Source organism: Rhizobium sp. ARZ01, from assembly GCF_014851675.1.
GTDB lineage: Bacteria > Pseudomonadota > Alphaproteobacteria > Rhizobiales > Rhizobiaceae > Mycoplana.
The window spans coordinates 86,249-113,221 of the sequence record NZ_JACVAE010000002.1; the positions used below are offsets into that span (position 1 = coordinate 86,249).

The following is a 26,973-nucleotide window of genomic DNA, read 5'->3' on the forward strand; positions in this document are numbered from 1 at the left end:
GAGCTTAGCCTGCTGCCTGGAGGAGCGCGGTCATCATCTCGTCAACCGCCGCTACGAGTTTTGCCGATGCCTTGTAGGATTGCTCGAGATCGAGGAGCAGCGCCAGTTCCTCGTCAAGGCTGACCGCGGTGACGCTCTTCAGGGCATCCTGCGTCCGCGAAAGCATCGCGGATTTGTCATCATTGGCCGTCGCCGCTGAACTGCGCAACTGCTCCACCCAACCAATGGAGGCGGTGGCGAAGTTGAGGATGTTCGCCGAGGTGTCGATGCCAGCCGTGACGCTGAAGGACCGTGTCGTCTCGAAGGACAACGCATATTTTTCCAGCAGAACGGAATAACTTGCTTCGCCGGTCGGGTTCTGGATGTCATAGGCACCGTCACGCAAGCGCATCGGGTCGCCGCCCTTCGCGGTGACGAAGTCGTTATTGACCTTGATATTGGCTGCACCGGGGATCCCAGCCCCCCAGGTAAACAGGCCTGCGTAGATGGTTGACGTTGGTGGCGGCCCTGGGCTGGTAACGGTTTCGGAGAACATGTCGACGAGCGTGCGTGCCATCTCATCGAGCTGCGTCTGAAAGGTCGGGGCGATATCGTCGCGCAGTTGCAACAAAGCCGAGAGCGTACCCTGGGCGCTGGTATTTCCGCCCTTGCCCGCCGGCATCGCGACGCCATCGATGTAGATCTGGTTGCCCGTCACCGTGGCCGTGTAGGTCATGGTCGCGGTAAACGTGACCGAGCGCGGCACAGTCTCAAACAGAACCGTGCCGTCGCTGGTGTAGAGCGCCATGTCGTTGTTGGTGCGCACGAGCGTGCTGACACCGACGATTTCCGAGATCTGCGTCAGGAGCTTGTCGCGCTGATCGAGCGCGTCATTGACATCGGTGCCGGCAGCGGTACCGCCCTTGACCTGGTCGTTGTACGTCTTGAACTCGCTCAAGAGCCGATTCAATTCGTCCACGGCCGTCTTGATGTCTGCGTCCGCCTCGGCGCGCATCTTCTGGACGTCCGCGGTCGACGAATTCAGCGAATTTGCGACGTCTACCGCATTGGCAATAACAGTTTCGGCGAGCGATCGTTCGCTCGGCTTGTCCGCAAAGGCCTGGAGATTGTTACGCAGGGTGGAGAGGTAATTCGACGTCGACAGTTCGTAGTCGTCGCCGCCTAACGTGGTCTTGATACGGACGAGCCCGGCCAGCGTCGTGTCCTGCGCCGCCGACTTGGAAATGCTCAGCAGGTTCTGCTTCTGCAGCGCCTCGTTCTGCGCACGGAAAGTCTGCACAACCGTCGACCCGTTGGCCGACGAGGCAAGGACCGCTGCGCGGCGGTTGTATGCGGTGTTGCTTGCGTTCGCAACATTCTTCGACGCCACGGCGGTCTGGATCGCCGTGTTCGAAAAGCTGGATTGGGCAATCTTGATTGCCGTTGAAAGCGACATCGTATCAACCTACCGTTCTATTGCAGCATTCGTTCCCGTCAACGCTTGAGGTTGACGAGGACATCCATCAGTTCGGAACCGGTCTGGAAGACCTTCGAGTTGGCGGTGTAGTTGCGCTGCGCCTCGATCATGCTGGTCAGTTCCTCGGCGATGTCGACGTTGGAGTCTTCCAGCGCGCCGGAGAGGATCGAGCCGTAGCTGCTGTTGCCGGCATAGCCCATGACGATGACGCCCGAGTCGTTGCTCTGCGAGTAGACGTTGCCGGCCAGCGGCTTCAGGTTGTCCGGGCTCTGCACGTTCGCCATGGCAATGCGGTACTTCGGCTCGAGTACGCCGTTGCCGTATTTCAGCGAGACGACACCATCGGCGCTGATCTCGTAGCCGACCACCTTGCTGACCGCGTTGCCGTTGATCTTGCCGTTGGAGACGTCAAAGGGAGAGCCGAGCTGCGTCGTGCCGGCGATGCTGATGTCGAGTGGTGCAAGAGTCGCACCATTGATGGTCATCCCCTGCGTCCGCAGCGAGGAAGGATTGAGCAGCTTGCCTGCCGTGTCGAAGGTCAGGGTGACAGGACCGCTGGCGTTAGCGGCATTGCCGTCGACCATGGCCGAGTTTGACGAAGCACCGGCCACCTGCGTCATCGCGCTGAAATCGATGTTCAGGGCACCGAGTGTACCGGATGCCGTCGTGGTCAAGGCGCCGCCGGATGTCAGCACGCCGGCCGCGTCGAAGGTCAGGTTCGACGTGCCGAGGGAGGTGGCACCATCCAGGACTTCGGCAGTCCAACCCGTGGCAGTCTTCGTATAGTTGTATGTCAAGGTCCGTGCCGCGCCGGTGCTGTCGTAGGCGGTCGCGGTATTCGTGACGATCGTGCCGACGACGGTGGCCGGATCCAGATTGCCGGTCGCATTCGATCTGGTCGAGGCCTGCATCGGCTGGTTCATGACGGAGACGCCGTTGTACTTGACGTCCACCGTCCAGGTGTTGTTCGCTGTCTTGGTGTAGACGTAGTCCAGCAGGCGGGTGTTGCCCTGGCTGTCATAGGCGACGAGCGAAGTGGTCTTGGTGTAGCCGACCGGCTCGTTGGAGGGCAGGTTGGCGTCGAGCGCACCGGCAGTGGAGCCAGTTGCTGTGAGCGAGCCCGAGGAAAGATTGATCTCCTTCAGGCCATCGAAGCCGTTGACGACGATGGTCGGGTCATCCGTGGAAGAGTATTCGTAGCCCATCAGCTTGAAGCCGGCGGAATTGAGCATCGCGCCATCGTCCATGACGGTGAAGGCGCCGGCGCGGGTCAGATACTCGACGCCGTCGGCGCCGGTGACGATGAAGAAGCCCTGACCATTGATGGCCAGATCGGTAGCCGAGGTGGTGTAGGTGAAGGTGCCCTGCTGCGAAATCGAGTAGCGCACGTCCGTGGTGACGCCGCCCGAATTGTAGGCGCCGCCGGTGGTCGGCAGGATCAGCGAGGAGAACTGCGTCGACGCCTTCTTGTAGCCGGTGGTGTTGGCGTTGGCGATGTTGTCGGCGACCGTGCTCAGGCGGTTGGCCTGGGCGTTCATGCCGGAAACACCGGTTCTCATGGTACCATAGAGGCTCATTTTGATTCCTCGCTATTCGAATTGCGTCGCTGAGAGTACGGGGTGGGCCTTGCGTGAGGCTGTCTGTCGTTTCGTAATGAAATCGCATTCCGGGCCGTAAGCCGGCCCGGCCAAAATCAGTTCCAGTCGATGCAGTAGCCAAGGAAACGCTTCGAATCGATCGGATCAAAGCCGAGCTTCTTGCGTAGCTTCTTGCGCAGCTTGCTGATGTGGCTTTCCACGACGTTCTCTTCGACATCCTCATCGAAGATGCCGTAGATGGCATTGAAGATCTGGGTCTTGGACAGGCGCCGGCCGCGGTTTGCGACCAAGTATTCGAGGATACGGCGCTCGCGGCGCGGCAACGGGAACACGGAGCCTTGGATTTCCGGATCACGTCCGTCAGAAAACACGCGGATCGGGCCGATATCGGTGTAGTTCGCAATCGCCTTGAGTCGCCGCCGAATAGCCGCGGCACGGGCCAGGATCTCCCGCGGATGGACGGGCTTGCGTACGACATCGTCCACGCCGCAGTCGAAGAACGCCAGCGTCGCTTCCAGGGATGGAGTGTCGCTGACTGCGATTACCGGTGCCTGGGAGCGATCACGGATCGCCCGCGGCAGGTCCAGCATCTGCTGTCCCTGGCCAATCAGAAAGGCTTCGACCGCATCGAGATCGGTATCTGCCGCCGACGTGACCCATTCACCGAATTCCTTCGGATCAAAGCCCGTGGAAGGCACGCCCTCGCGCCCAAAAAGAGAAGTATAGCCGTCCTTAACGAGCTCGCGCTCATCAACCACTACGATCATTCGTCCGCCTCCGAATCAGTGTGGTGCTTCGTTGGAAGAGTGGTACGAATCGAGGGATTCAGCGGCAATTAGATAAAATCATCTGATTTTTTTAATAATTGATTAACCATTTCACACCGATTTGCCCTACATTTAGTAGGTCGCCCCGAAAATGCGTCTATTTTTTCGTGGAAAAGGTTAACGCCGCTGACACGATCGCTTGCCAGCCACAATGCACGCTTATTGACGCCACATTTGGGTTTTCGAAATTTTTCAACGTAGAGTAGCGCTACTTACAGAAGGTGCGGGCGTTGTTCGTCCAGCTTCCATAGCCGGTGGCAACAAGGTTGGCGATTACCCGACAGACATATCGTTTCTGCGCTGGATCATTGTTGGGGCCGGCATGATAGCGCGCGACGGCCATGGTCCAGGTTTCATGGCGGGAATGCAGCTCGGCCAGGAACCGTGCGGCATATTCCACGTTGCGACGTGGATCGAGCATCTCTGCCGGCGAGGAAAACGCCGAGCCATGGAAATGGTGGTTGATCTGCATGCAGCCGAGGTCGATCAGCTTGGCGCCGCCTGCGCGCGCCTGCTGGAAGCGCATCAGCGCCTCGCGCTCATTGGCGGCGAAATAGGCTTTGCCTTCGATGTTCAACGCATAGGGCTGCAATGACCCTTTGCGGCCGGTCTCTGTCAGACCGACCGAATAGAGTATGCCGGCGGGGATGCGATATTTCGAGGCAGCCGCCAGGATCTCCCGCTCACAACTGCCCGTGGAAGCGTTGGCCTCACAGATAGACGCCGCCAGCGCCGCGACGCTGGCCAGCAACAGCGTGATTTTCCGCTTGCCCGTATTCATGCGCCGATCCCTCGTTTGGATCCATGAAGCCTGCATACGTTGGCTCTCCGTTGCTCTGCCGACCGCCACCGCCTTCGCGCGCCTGCTGCTGACCGGAGAACTGCGCCTGCGCATCCCCCTGTCCTGCTCCAGTGCTTCGATCAGACGAGGACGTGAACTGCACGCTGATTTGGTCGACGCTAAAGCCGTGACCACGCAACGCCTTGACGATCGCGTCCTGATCGTCACTGAGATTTCGGTAAGCCTTGCCGGTCTCCACCTTTAGATCGACCACCAACGCCTCACCCTGAAGGCGCAGCGTCGCCGTGACCATGCCAAGGTCGATGGGATGCAGTTGGATCTTCAGCGTGTTGACGACCTTGCCAGTCATGTCGGGCGCCTTGTCCGCCGCCTCCGTCAGGGCGGCCGCCCAGGAGGGATCCTGCGCGATTGCGGCGGTCACTGCCGATGAGTTCCCTGCCTGTGCCAAGCCAAGGTACCGCCGCGAATCCACGACGGTGACAGCCTCGAACTTGGTACCAAGCTGGTCTTTGACCGCGGAAGCCTCGCCATTGCCGGAGATTGCAATTTCCACCGGCTTTGCCCTGCCGTCGGCCCGGACCAGTCGGAAGATCTGATCGGCATCGGAAATGTCTTTCGAAAGCGCGTCCGCGGCAGCCGCGTCCTCCGCCGCCATATTGCCGAGGGTCGCCGCAGCGGCACGGCCGCGATCGGCCTGATCGACATTACGCCTTGCAGCATCCTCCGAACGACCACCGGCCGCGGTCTTTCCTCCATGGCTGATTTGTGAAAGGGCAGCCATGGCCGCGCTCAGCGTTGAGCTGGATGCCGCCGCGTCTGACTGCTCGGTCCCGGAAAGCGCTGCTCCGTTCAGCATCGAAAGCAGCCCGTCGTAGCCGGCGGTCCCTACAGCCCCGGCGTCTCCCGCCTGGCCGCTTCGCTCCGCATCCACGGCTTCGTCCAAGTTCGAGTTCCCGGCTTCATGAGACCGTCTCACAGACCGGTCTTCTTGGACGCGCGGATTGTCCATTGGCTGCACGCGCCCGTCGTCGGCTGCCGCTTCGATCGCGTCTTCAAGCGACTTTGCGGCATCAACCATCGCAGGGATTCCGCCTGAACGGTGCGACGTTGCCTGCTTGTGCCGGATCGATCTGAATGAGTCTGTTTCAATCCCGCCTTCGGCCGTAGCCGCCTCGGCGCTCAGTGCCCTGTTCGCAATCGGCTGATGGTCTACAGCACCACTGGCTGTTCCCTTTGCCGAGGCGTTTGCAAAAGCCTCCGCAAACTTGCCTTGGCCCTTGCCGTCTCCCTCGGTCTGCGGCTTGTCCTTCCCGGAAGACTTGGGCTGGAGCTGGCTCAATACGTTGGTGTCGATAGTGGTCAACTGCCCTCTCCCTCCAGTAGCTTGTCGATTTCGTCGAGTTTCGACCGGCCCGTTGCAACGTAGCCGTCGAACGCAGGATCGCCTTCGCTGGTCTTGTTTTCGGCCGACTGCGGCGCACTGCCGGGTATTTCCTGGGCGGCCTCTTCAGTCACTGCTTTCGGGCTCATGCGTTCGGCTTCGCTGATCTCGCTATTCGGCATGTCGGAGACCGCGCCCGGCTGTTCCGTCTGAACGACTGGCGCTGACAAAGCAGGCGCCTCAGTCATGACCGGCGGACGCAGAACTTCTTCCGCCACCACGCGCGCCGCCTCCTTGAGCGCGCGATCCTTTGCAGAAAGATCGGCATCAGGAATGGCGATCAGCCTTTCTGCTGCCTGGGTCACATCCGTAGACGATATCGATGCAAGTCCCGAATAGAGATCAGCGAGCGTCTTCGGCACCTTCTCGCCCTCTCCGGACAGAGCCTGCGCCCGATCCGCGGCCATGGCCGCCAGCCGGTCCTTGCCGGAAATGGCGGACAGGCGAGCCATGCGCAGGTAGACCTCGCGCTGACGCGGGGTATCCATGAAGGACAGGATCTCCTGAATATTCTCTTCGCCGATCTTCTCAAAATTCTCGACGGCCAGCTTGACGAACAAGTCGGCGAACTGGCTCGCGTAGGGCGAGTGCAGGAACCGCCGTGAATAGCGGCTCGAATAGGCGACGCCCCTGTCGACCATGTTGTTCTGCTCTGCGACGAAAATCGACCGACGCAATGCGGCCTCCTCCACGATCGTGCCAGGAGCAATCAGGCGCGCCCAATCGAAATAGCTGAGGGCGAGCTTTGGGTCCTTGCGCAGGACGGAGTTGGCGGAGACGAGCGCCAGATATGGCCCGATCTCCAGGCTTTTGTATTCCGGAAAAATCTCGGCAAGCGTTCTGGCATTCGTCGTGCCGCGGCCGTCAAGGTAGTTCCGCACCGCATCGGTGATGCGCGGATCGAAATGACCGGCCACGTCCTGCTTGGTCAAAAGCTCGAGCGTCTCCGGATTTCCACCACTCATGGCATAGACGAGCGCCGCATCCACGTTGCGTGGGTCCGCGAAGATCGAGGGATCGGCCGTCCGCAACCGCTCATCGATGGTCGACAGCAGGAAGCGCTGCATTTCCATCGCCGAATGGTCGCCGAGCACGACTGTGTCCTGCACGTATTGCAGGGAGCGGATCATCTTGTAAGGCGCGAGATTGTCCTGGTCCTGCCCAAGCGCGGAAGCTGCGAGCCCAAGACTCGCAGCAAGCGCCAAACCAATCGATCCGAGCCGCCGCCTTGCCTGCATGGTGCTAGCCCTCGGTCGCCTGAATCAGGATTTCGATGCGGCGGTTGCCGTCGGCCAACGGATCCTCAGGTACCTTCGGCCGCCGATCGGCAAAACCACTGACCTGGCTGACACGCTTCTCGTCCAGCCCGCCGCGCACCAGCATGTAATAGGCGCTTTGCGCACGTGCCGCAGAGAGCTGCCAGTTGTCGCCGTTGCCCTTGAAGGGTCGTGCATCGGTATGACCACGGATGGTGATCGCCCCCTTCCGCTCGGCAAGAATCTTGCCGATCTTCTCCATTGCGATCACGAGTTCCTTCTTCGGCAAAGCCGAGCCGACATTGAACATTGCCGAATTCAGCTGATCCGTCAGACTGACGAGCAGACCGCCCTCGGCCGGCGTAACCGTCAACCCATCGGCCAGTTTTCCGAGCGAACTGATGTTCTCGGCGATTTCCTTCTGCAGCTTCTGCGCTTCGTCCGTAGCTGCAGCCTCTGCACTGTCCTTCTCCGCCCCGTCTTCGGGCTTCTTGGCGGCCGTATCGGCTTCCTTCGTGGGGCCTGGCTTGGATACGTTCTCGCTGCCGGCACTGGTCGCCTGGCTGATCTCGACCTGCTGCGTCCAAAAATCAGGGTCGAACGGATCGCGATAGGCTTCGCCGCCGCTGGCTCCGGTTGCGGGACCCGAATCTGCTGCCCCGCCATCGCCCTTGGCGCTGACATTGGCCTGCTGGCCTACTTCCTGGGCGATCTCCGAGAGAACGGAGTAGGGGTTTTCGAAGAAATCGGCCTGCGAGTACTGGGTTTCCTCGCCAGCGGTCGTGCTCTGATCCTTGCCTTTCTCGGCGCCGTCCGACTGTGACGGCTTCTCGCCCTCGCTCCTCGATTTTTCCTCGGTGTTCTCGCCCTCAGCCTGCTTTCCGGGCTTCTTCAGGGACTTGTCGGCCGGCTTGTCATCCGTGAGCTTGATCGGGTTGAAGTAGGAAGCCACGGAAGCCTTCGTTTCCTCGTTTGCGGCATTGACCAGCCACATGACGAGGAAGAACGCCATCATTGCCGTCATGAAGTCGGCATAGGCGATCTTCCACGCGGAACCGTGATGCTCACCTTCACCGCCAGCGTGACGCTTGATGATGATGACTTCGTTCTTGCCTTGGTTGTTGTCGCCTTCGCTCATGCCAGCACCTTGCGAACCGTATCAGCCCAGGCCGCCATGCGCGTCACCAGGACCGTTTCTCCGAATTCCGCCGCAAGATCGAGATCGTCCGCTTCCAGATGCCGGAACACCGGAACCTCGCCCTCGAAATGCGACTTCAATTGTTCAAACAGATGCGACGGTCCCCTGACCGTCACAACGATGCCCTCGCCCTCCAAAACACCGGCGCGGATCAGCGCGGCCATATCGGCCACCGCCTTGCGCGACAACGCTTCGTCGAGCACCGGTGCCAGTACATTGGCTGCCTGTCCGGCAACGAGGTCGGCGACGGTGTCGGCCATCTGCGAAAAGCGTTCGGCGACCATGGCCGCAGCCCGTTGCTCATACTGGGTGCGCAATTCGGCCAGCTCCATCGCGTGAGCGTTGCGCAGCGCTGCAATCTCCTCCTGGTGTCGACCGTCAAGTTCGGCCTCCGCTTCGGCGCGACCAGCGGCGAACGCCTCGGCGCGCTCTACCTCGATGTCAATCTGCGGCTCCGGTGGGGCAATGTCGAACAAGGTCTCTTCAGTTGCGCCTCCCGCCTGCGCAAACGCGCCTTCGCGCAAGAACGGCGCAGATTGCCGTGGTGCGCTGAAATCCTTCAGGTATCTGGCAAGCTGCACGCTCATGACGCAACTCCGGTCATATCAGCCGCCGCCCGCCCACATGTCGTGCGAACGCATTCATTGCGGTTTCGCCCCGGTTCGTGCCTCGACACTTTCTTACACTTCAACACCGCTGCCCTGTCTCCTCGGACGTGCGTCCTGCCACTTTTGACCGGGCGACGCACAATTTTCCCGACTGCAGCCTACAAACTAGAAGGTCAAACTTGTGCGAGGATGAAGGTCTTGGGCCGCGCCAGGGCAAATCGCGCGGCCCAAGCGTCCCGGCGCGCCGATGGCCCCGACGCGCCGGTATGCTTGCGCATGTTTCTAAGCTCCGAAATGCCCCTCGGAAGCAACCATGCGCCGTTGGGTGGACTACTGACGGAACAACTGCAGGATGTTTTCCGAATTGGTGTTGGCGATCGACAGCGACTGGATGCCGAGCTGCTGCTGTGTCTGCAGCGCCTTGAGGCGGGTCGACTCCTCGTTCATGTCGGCGTCGACAAGACGGCCGATACCCTGGTCGATCGTATCGATCAAGGTGGCGACGAAGTCCTCCTGCATATCGATGCGGCTTTGGATCGACCCGAGGCTCGCGGCGGCGCTCGTCAAAGCCTGCAACTGCTTGTCGACAAACCGGCTCATGGCCTTGAGCGCGTCCTCGTCGGTGTGTGGAGCCGTGGCAGGATAGGCGGTGTCGAGCCCAGTCTTGGCGGCGGTCAGGTTCGTGACGCTCAGCGTCGAGACAGAGAAGCCAAGCGAGTTTCCTGGCGCGGCGCCTTCCATGGCTACTTTGTCCAGGATACCGAGGTTGCCGCCGCTAAGGTCGAAGAGGACGGTGCTACCGTTCAGGGGGTAGTCGACCGTCGTCACCGCCACCGTGCCGGACGAGTTGCGGACGAACGAAGCCACCACCTGTTTGTTCACAGTCAGGGGCGTCGGCACCGCCGGCGGCACGGCAGGACCGTTGCTGATCTTCTCCTGCAGCCAGTTCTCACCGGAGAAGGAAGCCGATTCGGAAATGCTCTTGAGCTGCTGCTGAAGCTGGGCGATTTCTTCCTGGATCTTGGCGCGGTCGACGCCGACGCCATAGGCGGCGACGATCTTCTTGTTGATCTCCTGCACCGTCTCGATGGCGCTTTCCAGCGCGGCATAGGCGGTGTCGACCTTGGCAGCACCGAGGCCGAGCGCGTCCTGGACGGTGGAGAGCGCCCGGTTGTCGGACCGCATGGTGGTCGCGATCGACCAGTAGGCCGCGTTGTCGGCGGCAGTTTCGACGCGCAGACCGGAGGAGACGCGCGCTTGCGTGGTTTCGAGATCCCTGTCGATCGAACGCAGGGTCTGGAGAGCCGCCATGGCGGCCGAATTGGTCAGGATGCTGGCCATTGGAGTATGCCTTGTCTAGGAGATGCGTTGCACGCCGGAGTGACTAAGACCGGCAACGACGGAACCGCGTCATGCGCGCTGTCGCCAACCTTTGCCCTGGGCGACAGTCCGTCCTTCTTAACAAAGGCTTAACGAGGCAATAGTTAACAAATGGTTAACGGCATTAAGGGCTTGTTAGGAATTACCGGCAAATGCGCAGACAATCGACATTCCGGCAAGCCTGGCGCAAGCCGAGGTTCAGCAAAACGCAAAATCCGCGGTCCCTTGCGGAACCGCGGATTATTTCCTTCAGAGCGGGACGAAGTCGCCCCTAGCCAGGGCGCCGCTTACTGACGGAAGAGCTGGAGAATGTTCTCCGAATTGGTGTTGGCGATCGACAGCGACTGGATGCCGAGCTGCTGCTGGGTCTGCAGCGCCTTCAGGCGCGTCGATTCCTCGTTCATGTCGGCATCGACCAGGCGGCCGATGCCCTTGTCGATCGAGTCGCTCAACTTGGAAACAAAGTCTTCCTGCAGGTCGATGCGCATCGAGATGGAGCCGAGAGCGGCTGCGGCACTGGTCATGGACTGAAGACCATATTCGACGAGGGCGAGAGCCTCGGCCATACCAGCGCTGGTGGTGATGAGGTTGAGATCGAGCGTTTGGATCGACTTGCCCAGAATTGCGGTTGGCGCGGCACTCAACGTACCGTCATTGTCCCAGTCGATCTTGGCGTTGAACGTCTCCGCGACCGAGCCGAGAATGCCCTTGGTAAGGTCGATTGCACCGGTACCAGCCGCGCCGCCGAAGAGCAGGGTCATCGATCCGACGGTGCTGGCATCCAGCGTGTACTCCGTGGTCTTGACGGCAACAGTACCATTCGAATTGCGGATGAAGCCCGACACGACGGTCGCCTTAATCGGCGCGGCTACGGTGTTAACGCCGCCGGCGACCCAGTTCTCGCCGCTGAACGAGGCGGATTCGGCGATCGAGACGAGCTGCAATTGCAGTTGCTTGATTTCTTCCTGGATCTTGGCCTTGTCGACGCCTTCTTCGGTGGCGGCAACGACTTTTGCCTTGATCTCCTTCACCACTTCGATGGCGCTTTCCATGGCGGCATAAGCCGTGTCGACCTTGGCCGCACCAAGACCGATCGCATCCTTGACCGCCGAAATCGCCATGTTGTCGGAGCGCATCGTCGTTGCGATAGACCAGTAGGCCGCGTTATCGGCAGCGCCGCCGACGCGCAGGCCGGAGGAAACGCGTGCCTGGGTTTCTTCCATGCTGTCGTTGAGCGCACGAAGCGTCTGGAGAGCGGCCATTGCGGCGTTGTTGGTCAAAATGCTGGTCATTGGAAAGGGCCCCTTAGATGGCTAGGTCTATGAAAAGGGACATCCCGGTATCGCCGGGTACGATGGAGCGGCCTGATGCCCGTTAACCCCTTCTTCGTCTTGGTTAACCCATCGTTTCGATGGCACCAGATAATGCGAACATGGTTAACAAAACTTAAACGGCCGTTTAAAAAGCAGAAAGCACAGAAGCCGCGCCCCTTGCGAGGCGCGGCTTCCGCGATCTTGTAATTGTCAGTCCGTTCCGGATTAACGGAAGAGCGACAGGATGTTTTCCGAAGAGGAGTTGGCGATCGACAGCGCCTGGATGCCGAGCTGCTGCTGCGTCTGCAGGGCCTTCAGGCGGGTGGACTCTTCGTTCATGTCGGCGTCGACGAGGCGGCCGATACCCGATTCGATCGAGTCCGACAGCTTGGCAGCAAACTCCGTCTGCAGGTCGATGCGCATCGAGATCGAGCCAAGTTCGGCGGCGGCGCTCGTCATGGCCTTCAGAGCGTTCTCGACAGTGTCGAGTGCGTCGGCCATTTGGGCAACCGCAGTGGCTGCGGCGTAGTTGATGTCCAGCGTGAACACCGACTGGGCGGAGACGCCGGCACTAACAGTGCCCAGGATGCCCTTGGTGCCGGGGGCGCCGGTTGCTGGATCGACAGTGTCGAACAGCACGTTGGCGGATGCCGTCGCAGTTGCCGTGTCCAAAAACGCGTACGCGGTCGTCTTTACAGCAACGGTACCGTTCGAATTGCGGATGAAGCCGGAAACGACTGTCTTGTCCGGGTTTGCACCCGCCGAGCCAGTACTGGTAACGCCGACAAGCCAGTTTTCCCCGTAGAACGTCGCACCCTGAGCGATGGAAACGAGCTGCTCCTGCAGCTGATCGATTTCTTCCTGGACTTTCTTCTTGTCGACGCCCTGCTCGGTTGCAGCGACAACCTTCTTCTTGATTTCCTTGACGACTTCGATGGCAGATTCCATGCCGGCATAGGCGGTATCGACCTTGGAAGCGCCAAGACCGAGGGCGTCCTCGACGGCGGAGAGCGCCATGTTGTCCGAACGCATGGTGGTGGCAATCGACCAGTAGGCAGCGTTGTGCGACGCTTCGCCGACGCGCAGGCCGGAGGACACGCGGCCCTGGGTTTCTTCCATCGAAGAATTGATAGAACGCAGCGTCTGGAGTGCGGACATGGCTGCGATGTTGGTGAGAATGCTCGTCATAATTGTGCCCCTTAATGGCTGACTAGGAAGGGACATTCCGGTTCTACCGGCGAACGACGGTCAACGTCATGCTTGCTAACCCGTTATTTTTGCTGAAGGTCAGCCCGTCGTTTCGATGGGCTTAGGTAATCCGAGCTTGGTTAATGAAGCACTAAGCGGCACAAGAAAAAACACTGCTCGACGAAATTTTTTCAACCTTTGCGCGTACGCGCGTGCCACATCATGCTTAAGAAAAAATGAAACCACCTTCGCCCGGGTCGATGTGGCACCAGACATCAGACACTCTGATTGTCCACACGCTCCCCTCCTCCCGTCACCCCGGACTTGATCCGGGGTCCAGCCGTGCCGCGTCGGCGGCGTGAAAGAGTCACTTGCGCTCAAGGACTGGAGCGCGCTGGATGCCGGGTCAAGCCCGGCATGACGGACCAGATTGACCGTCGTTCATACATATGAGCAGTCGGAGCAGGGCTCTGACAAGCCGCAGCCGCGCCCGCCGGATGCGGCTTTCGACTGCTGGCAAACCAATCGTCTTCGCGAACGCCCCCTCCTCCCGTCACCCCGGACTTGATCCGGGGTCCAGCCCGCGTCGGCGGCGCGAAAGGGTCTCTTGCGCTCCAGGACTTGAGCGCGCTGGATGCCGGATCGAGCCCGGCATGACGGACCCGTTTGGCCGCCGTGCGTACAAAGGAACGGTCGGAACAGGGCTGTGCCAAAAGCAAAAACCGCACCCGTTGCCGGATGCGGCTTCTTACAGGACCAGACGGTGCGGTCAGCCCCCGCGCCGTCAATCCTTCGATTTCGTTCCCCGCTTCTGGCGCGCCGGTCAGCCCCCGTTGCGCCAGATGCCGGGTGTGGGGCCCGCAACCCGAAGGATTGCGGGCGGTGTCTCCGATTAACGGAAGAGCGACAGGATGTTCTGCGAGTTGGAGTTCGCGATCGACAGAGCCTGAATGCCGAGCTGCTGCTGCGTCTGCAGTGCCTTGAGGCGGGTGGACTCTTCGTTCATGTCGGCGTCGACGAGACGGCCAACGCCGCGCTCCAGGGCATCGCTGAGCTTGGAAGCGAAATCTTCCTGCATGTCGATGCGCTTGGAAAGCGAACCGAACTCGGCCGCAGCGCTCGTCATGCCCTTCAGCGCAGTTTCGACAATGCCAATCGAGGCTTGCACGGTGGCGGTGGTCGTAGCTGAGGTCATCGCAGCGATGCCTTTGACGGCTCCAAGCAGGCCGTTGGCGCCAGTATCGTCGAACAGCGTGTTCGTGGCACCGAGGGTAATGTCGGTCGTGGTCACCTTCACAGTGCCACCGGCCTCACGGACGAAGCCGGACACAACGCTCTGAAGACCGCCGGCGTTCATGAGCCAGTTTTCGCCGTTGAACGAAGCGCCCTCGGCGATCGAGGTGAGCTGCGCCGTCAGCTGGGTGATTTCTTCCTGGATCTTGGTCTTGTCGACGCCCTGTTCGGTCGCGGCAACGTACTTCGCCTTGATTTCCTTGACGACTTCGATGGCGCTTTCCATGCCGGCGTAGGCAACGTCAATCTTGGCAGCGCCCATGCCGAGGGCGTCCTGCACGGCCGAGATGGCCTGGTTGTCCGAACGCATGGTCGTGGCGATCGACCAGTAGGCAGCGTTGTCCTTGGCGCTGCCGACGCGGAAGCCGGTCGAGATGCGGTCCTGCGTGGTGCCCATGTCGTTGTTGATCGAACGCAGCGTCTGGAGGGCCGACATCGCGGAAACGTTGGTCATGATGCTAGACATAGATTTTGTCCCTTTTTTTACGAAATACAATGGATGGGGACATACCGGACTTAAAATATACTACCGGTTACTACAGATCGGCGTCATGCCACTTGGTTTCTTTTAATTCAAATTCAAACCAAACCTGTCGTGTGAAGACAAAATTAGGCACCGATTCTTGCCAGGTTCTTAATTTCAGCCCCCCCCGGCGGCGCGTTGCAGAGTCGTGGTTAACGAACGAGAACGATTATCCAAATATAAACTGACAGCATTAACTACGATTACTTGGCCCCATTGATTCCATGGCGTTTTTTCGCGGAACGGCAAAAGCCCGCCTGCAGGTTGCAAGCGGGCCTTAACCAAACAATCTGGAATCGAATTAGTGGAAGGATCTGACCAGGCTGCCGACGAGCAGGTTCCAGCCGTCGATCAGCACGAAAAAGAGGATCTTGAACGGCAGCGAGATCGAGGTCGGCGGCAGCATCATCATGCCCATCGCCATCGTGATGGTGGCGACGATCAGGTCGATGACCAGGAAGGGCAGCACGACGAGGAAGCCGATCTCGAAGCCGCGGCGGATTTCGGAGATCATGAAGGCCGGAACGACGGCCCGCAGATCGACCTTGCCGTCCTCAACCACCGTGAGCCCCCGCTCCTCGGCGAGCGAGATGAAGAGGTCCATGTCCTTGTCGCGGGTATTGGCGGTCATGAACTCGCGAAAGGGCTCGGCAACGCGCTTTGCCGCCTCCGTCTCGTCGATCTGGTTGGCCAGCAGCGGCTCGACGCCGTTCTCCCAGGCGCGGTCGAAGGTCGGCATCATGACGTAGAAGGTCATGAACAGCGCCAGGCTGACCAGGATCATGTTCGACGGCGTCGTCGAAAGCCCCATCCCGGAGCGCAGGATCGCAAAAGCGATGACGAAGCGCGGGAAGCTCGTCACCATGATCAGGATGCCCGGTGCGACCGAAAGCACGGTCAGGAGGCCGAAGCTCCGGATGATCCAGGAGGCGACGGATCCGTCGATGGGCGTGTTGAGAATCTGGGCGGGGGTCTGCTGGGCAAACGCCATGGTGGTCATTGCCATCATGGCAACAAAAGTCAGCGTGAAAAATCGAATCATTCGATCACAAAAGTCCGGAACATGAGGTTCGTTACGCGCCCTTCCGAGCGAAGGTCAACCCGCTCCATCAGGTCGTCCCGGAGATATTGGAAGCCGCGTGGCCCCTGGATCTGCTGCAGCGACACGGTGCGCATATAGGCCATGATGTCCTGATGGATGGCTTCGGCCAACGCCGGGTCGGGCGCGTCCTTGAAAGCGAGCGCCACTTCCATGCGCACGAGGTTGTCGGCAGGATAGGCAAGGTTGCTGGTGAAGGGCTCGAGCGTGACGATGCCGTTGGCCTCTGTTGCAAGACGCGGCAGATCGCCGTCCTCGCCCTTCTTGCCCCCCTGCTCGCCGGCCGCTTCGGCTGCGACGGCCTCGGCGGGTGCCGACGGCGCCAGCAGATTGCCGACGAGCCAGCCGCCGCCGACCGCCAGGACGCTCAGGCCGGCGACGATTGCGATCGTCATGACAGGCGAAGGCTTCTTCTTGCCCTCGCCGCTCTGGTCTTCGTCGGTCATGTCCGTCTTCATTTTCCTGCTTCCGTGGGCTCGCGATCAGATCGGCGACAAGAGGTCGACGGCCTGCTGCCCCCATGGCGGCTGCTGAACCTCGGTCAGGCGGCCGCGACCGCCATACGAGATGCGCGCCTCGGCGATCTTTTCGTAGGAGATGCGGTTGTCCGAATCGACGTCCTGCGGCCGCACGATGCCGGCGACGTTGAGGATGCGCAGTTCCTGGTTCACGCGCACCTCCTGCGAGCCGCTGATCAGGAGGTTACCGTTTTCGAGCACGCCTGTGACGACGGCGGCAACGAGCAGGCTGAGCCTTTCGGAGCGTTCGGTCTTGCCGTCGCCCTTGGTGCTCGTCGACGAGCCGTAGGTGAGGTCGCCTTTCGTGTCGAGGCTGAAGTTTTCGCCCTCACCGCCGATACCGAAGTTCATGCCGCTCTTGTTGACGCGGCTGCGGTCGGTCTTGTTGTCGAAGGTCGCCTCGTCATTCAGGCGGATCTTCACCGTCAACAGGTCGCCGACGTTGATGGCGCGTGAGTCCTTGAACAGGTTCGACTGCTGATCGCTCCAGATTGAGTAGCCGGCCATCCTGGATTGCGGCTGCTTCGGATAGAGCGCCATCTGCGGCGTCTGCGCGTATTGCAAGCCGCTGCCGATCGGGCTCATCGACGGAGCCCGGCCGATTTCCCTGATCGCCTGGTTTGCGCAGCCCGACAGCAGCGATGTGGCCATCATGGCGAGTGCGAGCTTCTTCATGACGGGTCCTTCGAGGTATTCGGGTCGGAAGCGCTGGCGATGATGCTGGCGAGAACGGCGGCCTTCTCGGCCTCCATTTCGCTCATGATCAGGCTCGACATGCGCGGATTAAGCTTCATGACGATCGCGGACGCGATCTCGGGATCGATTTCCTGTAGCTGCGCGGCCGCCGCATCAGGCTTCATCTTCTTGTAGATCTCGATCAGGCCGGCTTCGGCCACTTTCAGGAATTCGTTGCGACGCCGCAGCCAGTCCTCATACTCCGCCCGTCGCTTCTCCAGCGTGGCGATACGGCTGTCGACGTCCTTCTGAAGGTTCTCGAGTTCCTGCTTCTGGAGCAGATAACGCTGGTCCCGCGCCTTGTCGGCGATGTTGGTGCAAAATTCACGGATTTCGTCCGCCGTCGCCTTGCTCGTGACGATCACGGGGCGCTCTTCTGCAAGTGCACCGGGAATGGCAAGCATCAGCGCGCCTGCAGCGGGCAACAGCAGGCCGCGAAGGCTTGCCAGGATCGAGGTATGTTCAGACCTGGTCGTCATTGCAGCACCAATTCTGCCTGAAGCGCGCCGGCGGATTTGATGCCCTGCAGGATCGAAATGATCCCGTCAGGCTTCACGCCGATGCTGTTGAGCCCGGAGACGAGCGTGCGAAGGTTCGGGCCGTTGAGGATGGCAACCGTGCCGCCGTCCTGCTGGGCAACGATGTCGGTGTTCGGCTCCACCGCCGTCACACCGTCGGAGAAGGGCGCCGGCTGCACGACCTGCGGCATTTCCGTCACCTGCACGGTCAGCGTGCCGTAGCTCACAGCCACTTCGGAAATGCGCACGTCCTGGCCGATCACGATCGTTCCGGTGCGCTCGTTGATGACGACGCGCGCAGGCACGTCCGTCTCGATCACGAGATTTTCGACTTCGGCCATCAGGCGCGCGAGATCTGCGCGCTTCGGTTTGGCGACGTAGACAGACTGCGAATCGCGCGCTTCGGCGATCTTGCCGCCATATTGCGCGGTCGCGTAACGGTTGATCGCATCCGCCATGCCGACCGCCGTCGAGAAGTCCGGGTTACGTAGTTGAAGCACCAGGTCGGAGCTATCCTTGAACCGGGCCGGCAGCTCACGTTCGATGATCGCACCGTTCGGCACGCGGCCGGCCGTCGTTACACCCTGCTGGATCGAGGCTGCTTCGCCCTCCGCGTTGAAGCCCGTAACGACGACGGAACCCTGCGCCACGGCATAGATCTGACCGTCCGCGCCGGTGAGGGAGGTCATAACAAGGGAGCCGCCGCGCAGCGAGGTCGCATCGCCGAGCGAGCCGACAGTCACATCAACGCGGCTGCCGGGGCTTGCAAATGGCGGGAGTGTCGCAGTGACGAGCACCGCCGCGACGTTCTTTGCCCGCGAGCGCTCGCCCTGCGTGTTGATCCCGAGGTTCTGCAGCATCGACTGAAGGGCCTGATCCGTGAAAGGCGAGGAGCGCAGGCTGTCGCCGGTGCCCTGCAAGCCCACGACAAGGCCGTAGCCGATCAGTTGGTTGTCTCGTCCCGCCTGCAGCGAGGCCACGTCCTTGACGCGCGCGGCCGAATGCGCCGGCGCGACCGAAAGCGCGAGCCCCACGAAGGCGCCAAGAAGGCGGGACAGGAACGGTCTAATCATTTTGCCACCACGTGCACTGTATGGTCGCCCATGACGGTTCCGGAGACGATGACGCCGGAATCCATGTTGCGGACCTTGATGAGGTCGCCGACCGAGGCGTCTTCCAACGGCGTACCGGATGCCGAGATGATGAGCGGACCATTCTGGAAGACGAGCCGGACGGTCTTGCCGCGAGAGACCGCGAAGGGCTCGCGCAAAGAGGAAACGGGAATGATGCGTCCGGCAAGAAGTGTCTTCTTCGTGATCAATCCGCTGACGGTCACAATCTGCTCTGCATAGCCGGGCGCAATGTTCGGATTGGTGACCTCGACCTCCTCGAGCTGCGCCGGATCGAGCTGTTCACCGGGATAGATGGTTCGCTTGGGAACAACCGCGTAGCGCGCTTCGGCGAGGGCCTGAGCCGTGCCCATTCCGAGCGTGAGACCCACGGCTGCCAGCGCGAAGGCGACGGCGAGCGCTCTCACCCGACCCTTCATTCGACGCGATTGTTTCAGGCGAAACATCATGTTTCCCTCGTCTGTTGCGATTACCGGAGATTCTTGCTGACCACGGCCGCCATTTCGTCTGCCGCCTGGATGATCTTGGAGTTCATCTCGTAGGCGCGCTGGGCCGAGATCAGGTCGGTGATTTCCTTGACTGGATCAACGTTCGACGCCTCAAGATAGTTCTGCTGCAGATAGGCGAAACCGTTTTCATCCGGCGTACCGACGATCGCATCGCCCGAGGCTTCGGTTTCGCGGAACAGGTTCTCCCCGAGCGGCTCCAGGCCGGCTTCGTTGACGAAGTTCGCAAGGGTGATCTGGCCGAGATCCTGCTCCTCGCCGTCGACGGTGGCGAAGACCTGGCCGGAACGGTTCACGGTGACTGCGGTTGCGTCCTGTGGCACGGTAATGCCCGGAACGACAGTATAGCCGTCGAGGGTCACGAGCTGGCCATCGGCATTGGTGTTGAAAGCGCCCGAACGCGTGTAGAGCGTGGTGCCGTCCGGTGCCTCGATCTGGAACCAGCCGCGGCCAACCAGCGCGAGGTCGAAGGAGTTACCGGTCTGCGTCAGGCTTCCCTGCAGGTGAATGTTACGAACAGCCGCAGTCTTGACGCCGAGACCGATGATTGCTCCCTCGGGGACGATCGCGGCGTTGGCGCGGTTTGGCACGCCCTGGGCTCGCTCGGTCTGGTAGAGCAGATCGGAGAACTCGGCGCGTGCCCGCTTGTAGCCGGTCGTGTTGATGTTGGCGATGTTGTTCGCGATGACCTCAAGGTTGGTCTGCTGCGCGTTCATGCCGGTTGCGGCGATGGCAAGAGCTTTCATGGCACGTTCCTTCAGATCTGCATGCGTGCGACTTCGAGGTAAGCGGTAACGACCTTGTCGCGGATCGAGATCGCCGTCTGGAGTGCCTGTTCGGCGTTCATCACGGCGTCGACCACCTCACGGGTGTTCGCCTTGCCCTGAACGGCCTCAAAGGACTTTGTTTCGCTGAGCTTCAAGGAATTGACCGCCTCGGTCGCCATGTCGCCCAGCACCTGGGCGAAGCTCATCGGCTGCGGCGCGACGCTTGGCGCGAGCGCCGACTGCATTGCACTGCCGGTAACGGTGTTTTCCGTCGAAGTTCCCGTCAGGCCGGAATTGGAAACGAGCGAACGGACGCCCTGGATCGATTCAATCATTGCGATGCCCTCAGGAGATCGATGGTCGCGCTGATGAGATCGCGCGACTGCTTGATGCTTTGCAGGTTGGCTTCATAGGACCGGTTGGCTTCGCGCATGTCGGCCATTTCGACCAGCACGTTGACGTTGGGGATCTTCACCATACCCTTCTCGTCGGCGGCCGGATTGCCGGGATCGAATTCAGCTGAAAAGTCGCTCTCATCCTCAGCAAGGCGGTCGACCTCGACCAGCGATGCCCCGACCGTGCGGTCGAGCTCGGAAACGAAGGTGATCGTCTTGCGCCGGTAGGGATCCGCTCCGGGCGTGTCGCCGGTCGAGCGGGCGTTCGCCAGGTTTTCCGAGACGATACGGATGCGGGTGGACTGCGCCTCGAGACCGGAGGCGGCGACTTTCATTGAAGCGAGTAGGGGATCCATCATTATTTCCTGACAGTCATCAGCATCATGCGATGAAACGACTTGACGAGGCCGGCGTTGAGCTCGAACTCACGCTTGACCTGGCCCTGCTTCATCAGTTCCTCGGCGAGACCGACGGAGTTGCCCGAAATCTGTTCGCCGACATCCTCGTTCGGTTCGACTTCGGTAATCTCGTTGCTCAGGCCTGCTTCGGTGAAATGCATCGGATTGGTGGCCGCCATGCGGATGCCGGTGTTTTCGAGCACCGACTGGAAGGGGCTCACATCCTTGGCCTTGTATCCGGGGGTATTGGCGTTGGCGATGTTGCCCGCAACCACGGACTGGCGCACGGAAAGCCACTCGGCCTGCCTGGAAGCCAGCTCGAAAAATTGGATTGGTTGCATGACGACAAACTCCATCGTTGGTGTCACAAACCTAGGGAGCTAATCTTGCGTGGGACTTGCCAGGCCGCCGGTCTTTCCCTTTGAGAACGAAGCCGCTGGAAATCCGGGCCAAAAATGCAAGAACCGCCTGGTGCGGCACACCGGCGGTTCCGTCAGGCTGACCGTGCTGATCAGACGAATCAGTTGCGCTTGTAGACATCTCCGTTGGAGGTGACGATTACCCATTCGCCATCGCGCTGCTCCAGCGTCGCAAGCCGGCTGCTGTCGGGCAAGATCGATCCGACGCGCACGATGTAAAGGCCTGATGCATCTTCGATCAGGGCGCGTCCGTTGGCGACGTGCATCAACCGGAAACCCGTCGGCGCAGGAAGAGGCTGATCCAGCGACTTCTCCGGTGTGGCACCCGTCTTCTTCTCGTTTCCGAGATTTGGCACGGTCGCCGTCTTGACCGGGTCGACAGCGTCTGCGGAATCAGTATCGTCTTCGTCTATCATGGCGGTCGGCGAGACGCTCATCACATCCCGAGCTGGCGTTTCCGGCAGATCGCGCCGATCGCCCTGCCACAGCGGCGGAACGGAGAATTCCTTCGGGTTGAGGAAGACATACCATGGGAAGAAGGCAGCAAGGGCTGCCAGCGTCACGCCCGCCGTGACCAGTAAGCGGTCACCGAAGTTTCTGGTTTTCTCTTCCTGTCGCTTTAGCGGCAGGACGACCTTGTCCGCGTCGTAGTCTGTCATGTTCACCCCCTTGCCCTCGCACTGCCGGCACCGTTCGGCTGGTTAGCCGGCGCATTGCGAAGCGCCACTGCCAGATCGGCGAAGGAATCGGCTGCCGGCTTTTCGCCGGGCGTCTGGCGCAGCACGTCGTAGATGATGGGAACCTGCCTGATCGCCATGTCGAGATCCGCGTCGCTCCCGGGCCGATAACCGCCGATCAGGCGCAGGTCGCGCGTCTCTTCGTAGCGGTGGATCAGCGCTTTCAGCCGCGCCACCAATTTTTCCTGATCGGCCGTCCAGGCCTTTCGGGCCAGGCGCGAGATGGACGAGAGCGGATTGATCGGCGGATAACGCCCCTCGTCGGCCAGGCTGCGCTCCAGCACGATGTGGCCGTCGAGAATGCCGCGCGTCGAATCGGCAATGGGGTCGTTGTGGTTGTCGCCGTCGACAAGGATCGAGATGATTGCTGTGATCGTGCCCGCGCCCTCCGCACCGGGACCGGCGCGCTCCAGAAGGCGCGGCAGTTCGGTGAACACCGAAGCCGGAAAGCCGCGCGCGATTGGCGGTTCCCCGGACGCGGTCGCCACCTCGCGAATCGCGTGCGCGAATCGCGTGACGCTGTCGACGATCAAGAGCACGTTGTCGCCCTGATCACGGAAATGCTCGGCAATTGTTACCGCTGTCAGCGGCGCCATCTTGCGCAGCATCGGGCTCTCGTCGCTGGTTGCAACCACCGCGACCGACTTCGACATATTGTCGCCAAGCGTGTCCTCGATGAACTCGCGAACCTCGCGGCCTCGCTCACCGACCAGTGCGATCACGACCTTGTCAAAGGCATCTGCCCGCGCCAGCATCGAAAGCAACGTCGACTTGCCCACGCCGGAGCCGGCGAAAATGCCCAGACGCTGCCCCAGGCAGAGTGGAGCAAAGATATCGATCGCACGAACGCCGGTGGAAAAACCTTGTTCGACACGGCGGCGCGTCATCGAAGGCGGCGCCGTATTGGCGATTGATCGACGGACATCGCCCTGCGACAGCGGCCCGAGACCATCAATCGGCTCGCCAAGCGCGTTGATCGTTCGGCCGCACCAGGCACCCGTTGGCGCGATGCGGAAAGCGCCCTTGCGGATGACGGTGTCGTGAATGCCGATCGGTTCGCCCGGTTCGATCGGGCAAACGACAACTGTTTCCGGCTCGACCCGCACCACCTCGCCGAGATGGATGCCCGTTGGGCTGCGATGCGCGACGAATTCGCCGAGCCGCACGTGGCGCGACAATCCGCTGACGGTATAATTTCCCGCCGCGATCGTCTGCACATGGCCACCATGCGCGACGGAGAATTCCGGATTGGAGTAGCGCCGCACAAGTCCCGCCAGCGCATTGAGCTTGCGGGCACCGTTACTGGCCGCCGGATGGTTTGATCGATCGTCCGCCGTCATGCTCATTGGATATTACCGGCTGCCGCCAAGCGTCTTGATCGCGTTGTCGATCGAGGACTCGCTCTGCTGGAGCAGTGAGTTGATGCTTTCGAACGCGCGCGTCACGGTTATCAGCTGGGTCATCTCGGAAATCGGATTGACGTTCGATTCCTCGACAAATCCCTGCGCCACGCCGACATCGATGCGGTCGACGACCGGTTCAGGCGCGAGCGTCGGAATGATACCGCTGTTGCCGGCACGGACGAAGCCTGCCGAAAGATCCGCCTGGAACAGGCCGAGTGCGGCTACCGGTTGCCCATTCTGGTTCAACTGGCCATCGGCACTCAACGTGATTTGACCGGCATTGCCGTCAATCTGGATCGGCGCGCCACCGGCATCGAGGACGGGGTAGCCATTCAGGGTCACGAGATCACCGTTTTCCGTCAGCGTGAAGCGGCCATCGCGTGTCAGCGTCGGCCCCATGGGAGTCTGGACGGAGAACCAGGCTTCCCCCTTGATCGCGAAGTCGAGCATCCCCTTCGTCTCGGTCATGCCGCCATTGCGCGTCGAGAGAAACTCGTTGCCCTGGTCCACGAAGGCGATCTTAGCCTTCCCGTTGTTGGCAACGACATCGTTGAATTTGATTTCGGTCGCACGGAAGCCGACCGTGTTGGCATTGGCGACGTTGTCGGCGAGCGTCGTCAGGCGACGATCAAGCGCGATCTGGGACGAAAGCGAGACGTAAAGCCCGGTCTCCATACTATCGGCCTCCAAGTTTCAGGTTGTTGATGGAAATAAGGAGATCCGTGGAGATCCCGGTCAGGCTCGTCGGCTGGAATGCGGTCAGCGGATCGTAGGAGCCGGAAGGGTTGCTCAGTTCCCACATCGCCGTGAAGCGTTCGAGGAACTTACCGACCTTCACCGGATCCTGGAAGTCTGCGAGATCGAGGACGTCCTCGTAGTAGGCCGCCTGCCGATCAACGTCTGTTCCGACGAACTCGTCAGGAAGCTGCAAGGCAGTGCGCACGACCTGGGAGATCGCATCGTCAGCAATGATCGAGTAGCCGCTGGTGACCGACGAAGCCATTCGCTCGAAATAGAGCGCAAGCCGCACACCGGTGTTCTCGCTGCCGGCATCTACCTCAAGCGTCTGGCGATTGTACTTCTCAACGACGCCTTTCTGGGCGCGCTCAAAACTTGTGGCTGCTTGCCCGTGCCGGGCGAAGTTCAGCGATTCTGCCAGTTCCTTATAGCGGCTGTCAGAAAGCTTGTTGGCAAATGCATCATCGCCGTCGATGCCTTCAGTCAGGACCTTGCGCATGAAGGCCTTGGCGTAGGCCATGTCCTCGAGGCCATGCGCCTTCATCGCAAAATTGTAGAGGCGGCTGTCGGCGAAGAACTCGTCGATGGATTTCACCGAGCCAATCTTGGCCAGATAATACTCGCTTTCACGCTTCACGTCCGGCTGTTCCGAGACCCGTTTGAGCGAGGTTGCGAGATCGGCGGTGATCAGTTTGTAACTCGTATAGGTGGTCGTCACGATGGATTCCGCACTTTCCGTTTCGCAAGGGCACAGTGCCCCCCATGCGGCGCCAACCTGCCGATCTTTGCTTGCGCGAACCTGTAACTGCGACACGATCGGTGAACGACACCGTTACAGCCTCACACAAGGCTCGAACTCTATTCAGGTAGGGTCGGAATTTTGTCGAGGCTTGTGGGCTTACAATGAATATTATCATCGGTTTGATCGTCACCTTCGGCTGCGTCCTTGGCGGTTACATGGCTATGGGTGGGCACCTTGAGGTCCTCAACCAGCCGTTCGAACTCCTGATCATCGGTGGCGCTGGTCTCGGTGGCTTCATCGTCGCCAACAACATGAAAGTCGTCAAAGACACGGGCAAAGCGCTCCTTGAGGCATTCAAGCATACGGTGCCAAAGGAACGGCACTATCTCGACACGCTCGGCGTGCTCTACAGCCTCATGCGGGACCTGCGCACGAAATCGCGCAACGAGATCGAGAGCCACATCGACAACCCGGAAGAATCCTCGATCTTCAAATCGGCCCCAACAGTCCTGCAGAACAAGGAACTGACCACGTTCATCTGCGACTACGTCCGCCTTATCATCATCGGCAATGCCCGCTCGCATGAGATCGAGGCCCTGATGGACGAGGAAATCCAGACCATCACGAACGACAAGATGAAGCCGTACTCGGCAATGAGCACTGTCGCCGACGCACTTCCGGCAATCGGTATCGTTGCCGCCGTTCTCGGCGTGGTCAAGGCGATGGGCGCGATCAACGAATCGCCGGAAATCCTCGGCGGCAAGATTGCTGCGGCCCTGGTCGGGACCCTTCTCGGCGTGTTCCTTTCCTATTCCGTCGTCTCGCCGATCGCGACCAACATCAAGTCCGTCCGCGCAAAGCAGAACCGTCTCTACATCATCGTCAAGCAGACGCTGCTCGCCTACATGAATGGCTCGGTCCCGCAGGTCGCCCTCGAATACGGTCGCAAAACCATTTCCTCCTATGAGCGACCTTCCATTGATGCGGTCGAGCAGGAAATGATGAATCCGCGCGGCGACTCGAAGGCGGCCTAAATGAGCGGGAACGACATGACAGCGTCCAAAAAACCGAAACACGACCCCATCGTCCTCGCCCGCCTTACCGGCCAGCTCGGCGACAGGGAAACCATCTCGAAGCGTTGCGCCGCACTCGGGGACGTAATCGCCGAGTTCCTGCCTGACGTCTTCGCCAGCGAGCTCGGGTTCGAGATCGCTGTTTCCTATGCTGGTTACGAAGTCGGTCGTTACGGCCAGCTGATTTCCGGCCTCGGAGGCGCGATGGCGCTTGCCGATTGCGAACTTCGCAACTGGAGCGACCAGTACGCCGTCGTTTGCGACAGCCCCTTCATCGTCACGCTCGTAGAGAACATGCTCGGCGCGGTGAGCGACTCGATCGAGGAGCCCGAGCCGCGGCCGCTGTCACGGATCGAGCTTGATGTCGCTGCCATGGTCTTTGACCGGATCTCCGGCGTACTCAAAACCGCCGTCAGCGACGGCAACGGCTACGAGCCGGTGGTTGGTCTTGCTTACAATGTTGAAGGCCGCAAGACCCCGGAGAATGGCTCCGAGGACACTTTTGCCGCGATGGTGGAAATGTCCGTCGGCATCGGTCCAGTGCTATCGAGCTTCTACATTGTCATCCCACAATACGTTCTGTTGAAATCGACGATCACCGCGCCCAAGCCAGCCAATGCGGTCAAGTCCCGCAAAGACTGGAGCGAGCAGCTCAGCGAACAAGTGCGGCGCTCGAAAGTGACGCTGCAGGCCCGCATCCACCTGGAGCGCCAAACATTGGACACTGTAAGCCGCCTGCAGGCCGGCGATATCATCCCTTTCCAGGACGCAAGCGACGTTCGCGTCGATGTCACCGCCAACGGCAACAAGCTCTATATCTGCGAGTTCGGGCGGGCCGGTGCGCGTTACACGGTTCGCGTGAAGGATACTTACGGCTCGGAGGACGAGCTGCTGCAACACATCGTCGGATAG

General features: G+C 60.7%; 28 protein-coding genes. 2 read left to right on the plus strand and 26 right to left on the minus strand.

All coding sequences use genetic code 11. From position 1 onward, the window contains the following. Positions 1-4: 4 nt before the first annotated feature. From flgK to IB238_RS14680, 26 genes are all read right to left on the minus strand, one after another. Positions 5-1,435 carry a flagellar hook-associated protein FlgK gene (gene flgK, locus IB238_RS14550; protein WP_192248095.1) on the minus strand — a complete coding sequence of 477 codons (1,431 nt, stop codon included), beginning with the start codon at positions 1,433-1,435 and terminating at the stop codon, positions 5-7. Positions 1,436-1,473: 38 nt separating this feature from the next. Beyond that, positions 1,474-3,033 (minus strand): flagellar hook protein FlgE, encoded by a 1,560-nt coding sequence (locus IB238_RS24600; RefSeq protein WP_246723673.1) that lies wholly within the window; start codon positions 3,031-3,033, stop codon positions 1,474-1,476. Between the two features lie 116 nt (positions 3,034-3,149). Beyond that, on the minus strand, positions 3,150-3,821 hold the full coding sequence (locus IB238_RS14565; RefSeq protein WP_192248098.1) for a response regulator transcription factor: 672 nt from the start codon (positions 3,819-3,821) through the stop codon (positions 3,150-3,152). Between the two features lie 268 nt (positions 3,822-4,089). Next, on the minus strand, positions 4,090-4,641 hold the full coding sequence (locus IB238_RS14570) for a lytic transglycosylase domain-containing protein (RefSeq protein WP_192249647.1): 552 nt from the start codon (positions 4,639-4,641) through the stop codon (positions 4,090-4,092). Further along, positions 4,592-6,046: a flagellar hook-length control protein FliK gene (locus IB238_RS14575; protein WP_192248101.1), complete on the minus strand. Its 1,455-nt coding sequence runs from the start codon at positions 6,044-6,046 to the stop codon at positions 4,592-4,594. Before IB238_RS14575 ends, IB238_RS14570 begins: the two co-directional genes overlap by 50 nt. Further along, the gene (gene motC / locus IB238_RS14580) at positions 6,043-7,362 is read right to left on the minus strand and encodes a chemotaxis protein MotC (protein WP_192248104.1); all 1,320 of its coding nucleotides are present in this window, start codon (positions 7,360-7,362) and stop codon (positions 6,043-6,045) included. Before motC ends, IB238_RS14575 begins: the two co-directional genes overlap by 4 nt. Before the next feature lie 4 nt (positions 7,363-7,366). Next, on the minus strand, positions 7,367-8,518 hold the full coding sequence (locus IB238_RS14585; RefSeq protein ID WP_192248106.1) for a flagellar motor protein MotB: 1,152 nt from the start codon (positions 8,516-8,518) through the stop codon (positions 7,367-7,369). Next, positions 8,515-9,165 (minus strand): hypothetical protein, encoded by a 651-nt coding sequence (locus tag IB238_RS14590; protein ID WP_192248109.1) that lies wholly within the window; start codon positions 9,163-9,165, stop codon positions 8,515-8,517. The genes IB238_RS14585 and IB238_RS14590 overlap by 4 nt, the downstream gene beginning before the upstream one ends. A gap of 351 nt (positions 9,166-9,516) precedes the next feature. Continuing rightward, entirely contained in the window at positions 9,517-10,527 is a 1,011-nt protein-coding gene (locus IB238_RS14595) for a flagellin (protein ID WP_192248112.1), read from the minus strand. 326 nt (positions 10,528-10,853) lie between these two features. Continuing rightward, complete coding sequence (locus IB238_RS14600) at positions 10,854-11,858, minus strand: flagellin (RefSeq protein ID WP_192248115.1); 1,005 nt, start codon at positions 11,856-11,858, stop codon at positions 10,854-10,856. Positions 11,859-12,104: 246 nt separating this feature from the next. After that, a complete protein-coding gene (locus IB238_RS14605; RefSeq protein WP_192248118.1) occupies positions 12,105-13,067 on the minus strand; it encodes a flagellin in 963 nt (320 codons plus the stop codon). Between the two features lie 892 nt (positions 13,068-13,959). Further along, a complete protein-coding gene (locus IB238_RS14610; RefSeq protein WP_192248121.1) occupies positions 13,960-14,826 on the minus strand; it encodes a flagellin in 867 nt (288 codons plus the stop codon). 358 nt (positions 14,827-15,184) lie between these two features. Beyond that, entirely contained in the window at positions 15,185-15,925 is a 741-nt protein-coding gene (fliP, locus tag IB238_RS14615) for a flagellar type III secretion system pore protein FliP (RefSeq protein WP_192248124.1), read from the minus strand. Beyond that, positions 15,922-16,428 carry a flagellar basal body-associated FliL family protein gene (locus tag IB238_RS14620; RefSeq protein WP_192249649.1) on the minus strand — a complete coding sequence of 169 codons (507 nt, stop codon included), beginning with the start codon at positions 16,426-16,428 and terminating at the stop codon, positions 15,922-15,924. Before IB238_RS14620 ends, fliP begins: the two co-directional genes overlap by 4 nt. A gap of 36 nt (positions 16,429-16,464) precedes the next feature. Beyond that, the gene (gene flgH / locus IB238_RS14625) at positions 16,465-17,175 is read right to left on the minus strand and encodes a flagellar basal body L-ring protein FlgH (RefSeq protein ID WP_192248127.1); all 711 of its coding nucleotides are present in this window, start codon (positions 17,173-17,175) and stop codon (positions 16,465-16,467) included. Continuing rightward, positions 17,172-17,714, minus strand: a complete 543-nt coding sequence (locus IB238_RS14630) for a MotE family protein (RefSeq protein ID WP_192248129.1) — start codon at positions 17,712-17,714, stop codon at positions 17,172-17,174. Before IB238_RS14630 ends, flgH begins: the two co-directional genes overlap by 4 nt. Beyond that, entirely contained in the window at positions 17,711-18,826 is a 1,116-nt protein-coding gene (locus IB238_RS14635) for a flagellar basal body P-ring protein FlgI (protein ID WP_192248132.1), read from the minus strand. The genes IB238_RS14630 and IB238_RS14635 overlap by 4 nt, the downstream gene beginning before the upstream one ends. Next, a complete protein-coding gene (gene flgA / locus IB238_RS14640; RefSeq protein ID WP_192249652.1) occupies positions 18,823-19,302 on the minus strand; it encodes a flagellar basal body P-ring formation chaperone FlgA in 480 nt (159 codons plus the stop codon). The genes IB238_RS14635 and flgA overlap by 4 nt, the downstream gene beginning before the upstream one ends. Positions 19,303-19,352: 50 nt before the next feature. Next, positions 19,353-20,135 carry a flagellar basal-body rod protein FlgG gene (gene flgG, locus IB238_RS14645; protein WP_192248134.1) on the minus strand — a complete coding sequence of 261 codons (783 nt, stop codon included), beginning with the start codon at positions 20,133-20,135 and terminating at the stop codon, positions 19,353-19,355. Between the two features lie 11 nt (positions 20,136-20,146). After that, positions 20,147-20,491 carry a flagellar hook-basal body complex protein FliE gene (locus IB238_RS14650; protein ID WP_192248137.1) on the minus strand — a complete coding sequence of 115 codons (345 nt, stop codon included), beginning with the start codon at positions 20,489-20,491 and terminating at the stop codon, positions 20,147-20,149. After that, the gene (flgC, locus tag IB238_RS14655; protein ID WP_192248140.1) at positions 20,488-20,907 is read right to left on the minus strand and encodes a flagellar basal body rod protein FlgC; all 420 of its coding nucleotides are present in this window, start codon (positions 20,905-20,907) and stop codon (positions 20,488-20,490) included. Before flgC ends, IB238_RS14650 begins: the two co-directional genes overlap by 4 nt. 2 nt (positions 20,908-20,909) lie before the next feature. Then, entirely contained in the window at positions 20,910-21,290 is a 381-nt protein-coding gene (gene flgB / locus IB238_RS14660; RefSeq protein WP_192248143.1) for a flagellar basal body rod protein FlgB, read from the minus strand. A 179-nt stretch (positions 21,291-21,469) separates the two neighbouring features. Next, on the minus strand, positions 21,470-22,027 hold the full coding sequence (locus IB238_RS14665; protein ID WP_192248146.1) for a flagellar protein: 558 nt from the start codon (positions 22,025-22,027) through the stop codon (positions 21,470-21,472). A gap of 2 nt (positions 22,028-22,029) precedes the next feature. After that, positions 22,030-23,445 (minus strand): flagellar protein export ATPase FliI, encoded by a 1,416-nt coding sequence (gene fliI, locus IB238_RS14670; RefSeq protein WP_192249655.1) that lies wholly within the window; start codon positions 23,443-23,445, stop codon positions 22,030-22,032. A gap of 12 nt (positions 23,446-23,457) precedes the next feature. Next, a complete protein-coding gene (gene flgF, locus IB238_RS14675) occupies positions 23,458-24,183 on the minus strand; it encodes a flagellar basal-body rod protein FlgF (RefSeq protein WP_192248149.1) in 726 nt (241 codons plus the stop codon). A 1-nt stretch (position 24,184) separates the two neighbouring features. Then, positions 24,185-24,964 carry a DUF1217 domain-containing protein gene (locus IB238_RS14680; protein ID WP_192248152.1) on the minus strand — a complete coding sequence of 260 codons (780 nt, stop codon included), beginning with the start codon at positions 24,962-24,964 and terminating at the stop codon, positions 24,185-24,187. 185 nt (positions 24,965-25,149) lie between these two features. Between IB238_RS14680 and motA the strand changes: the two genes are divergently transcribed. Together motA and IB238_RS14690 are read left to right on the plus strand one after the other, a co-directional pair. Beyond that, positions 25,150-26,022 (plus strand): flagellar motor stator protein MotA, encoded by an 873-nt coding sequence (motA, locus tag IB238_RS14685; RefSeq protein ID WP_192248155.1) that lies wholly within the window; start codon positions 25,150-25,152, stop codon positions 26,020-26,022. Next, complete coding sequence (locus tag IB238_RS14690) at positions 26,023-26,973, plus strand: FliM/FliN family flagellar motor switch protein (protein WP_192248158.1); 951 nt, start codon at positions 26,023-26,025, stop codon at positions 26,971-26,973. It abuts the gene before it with no gap.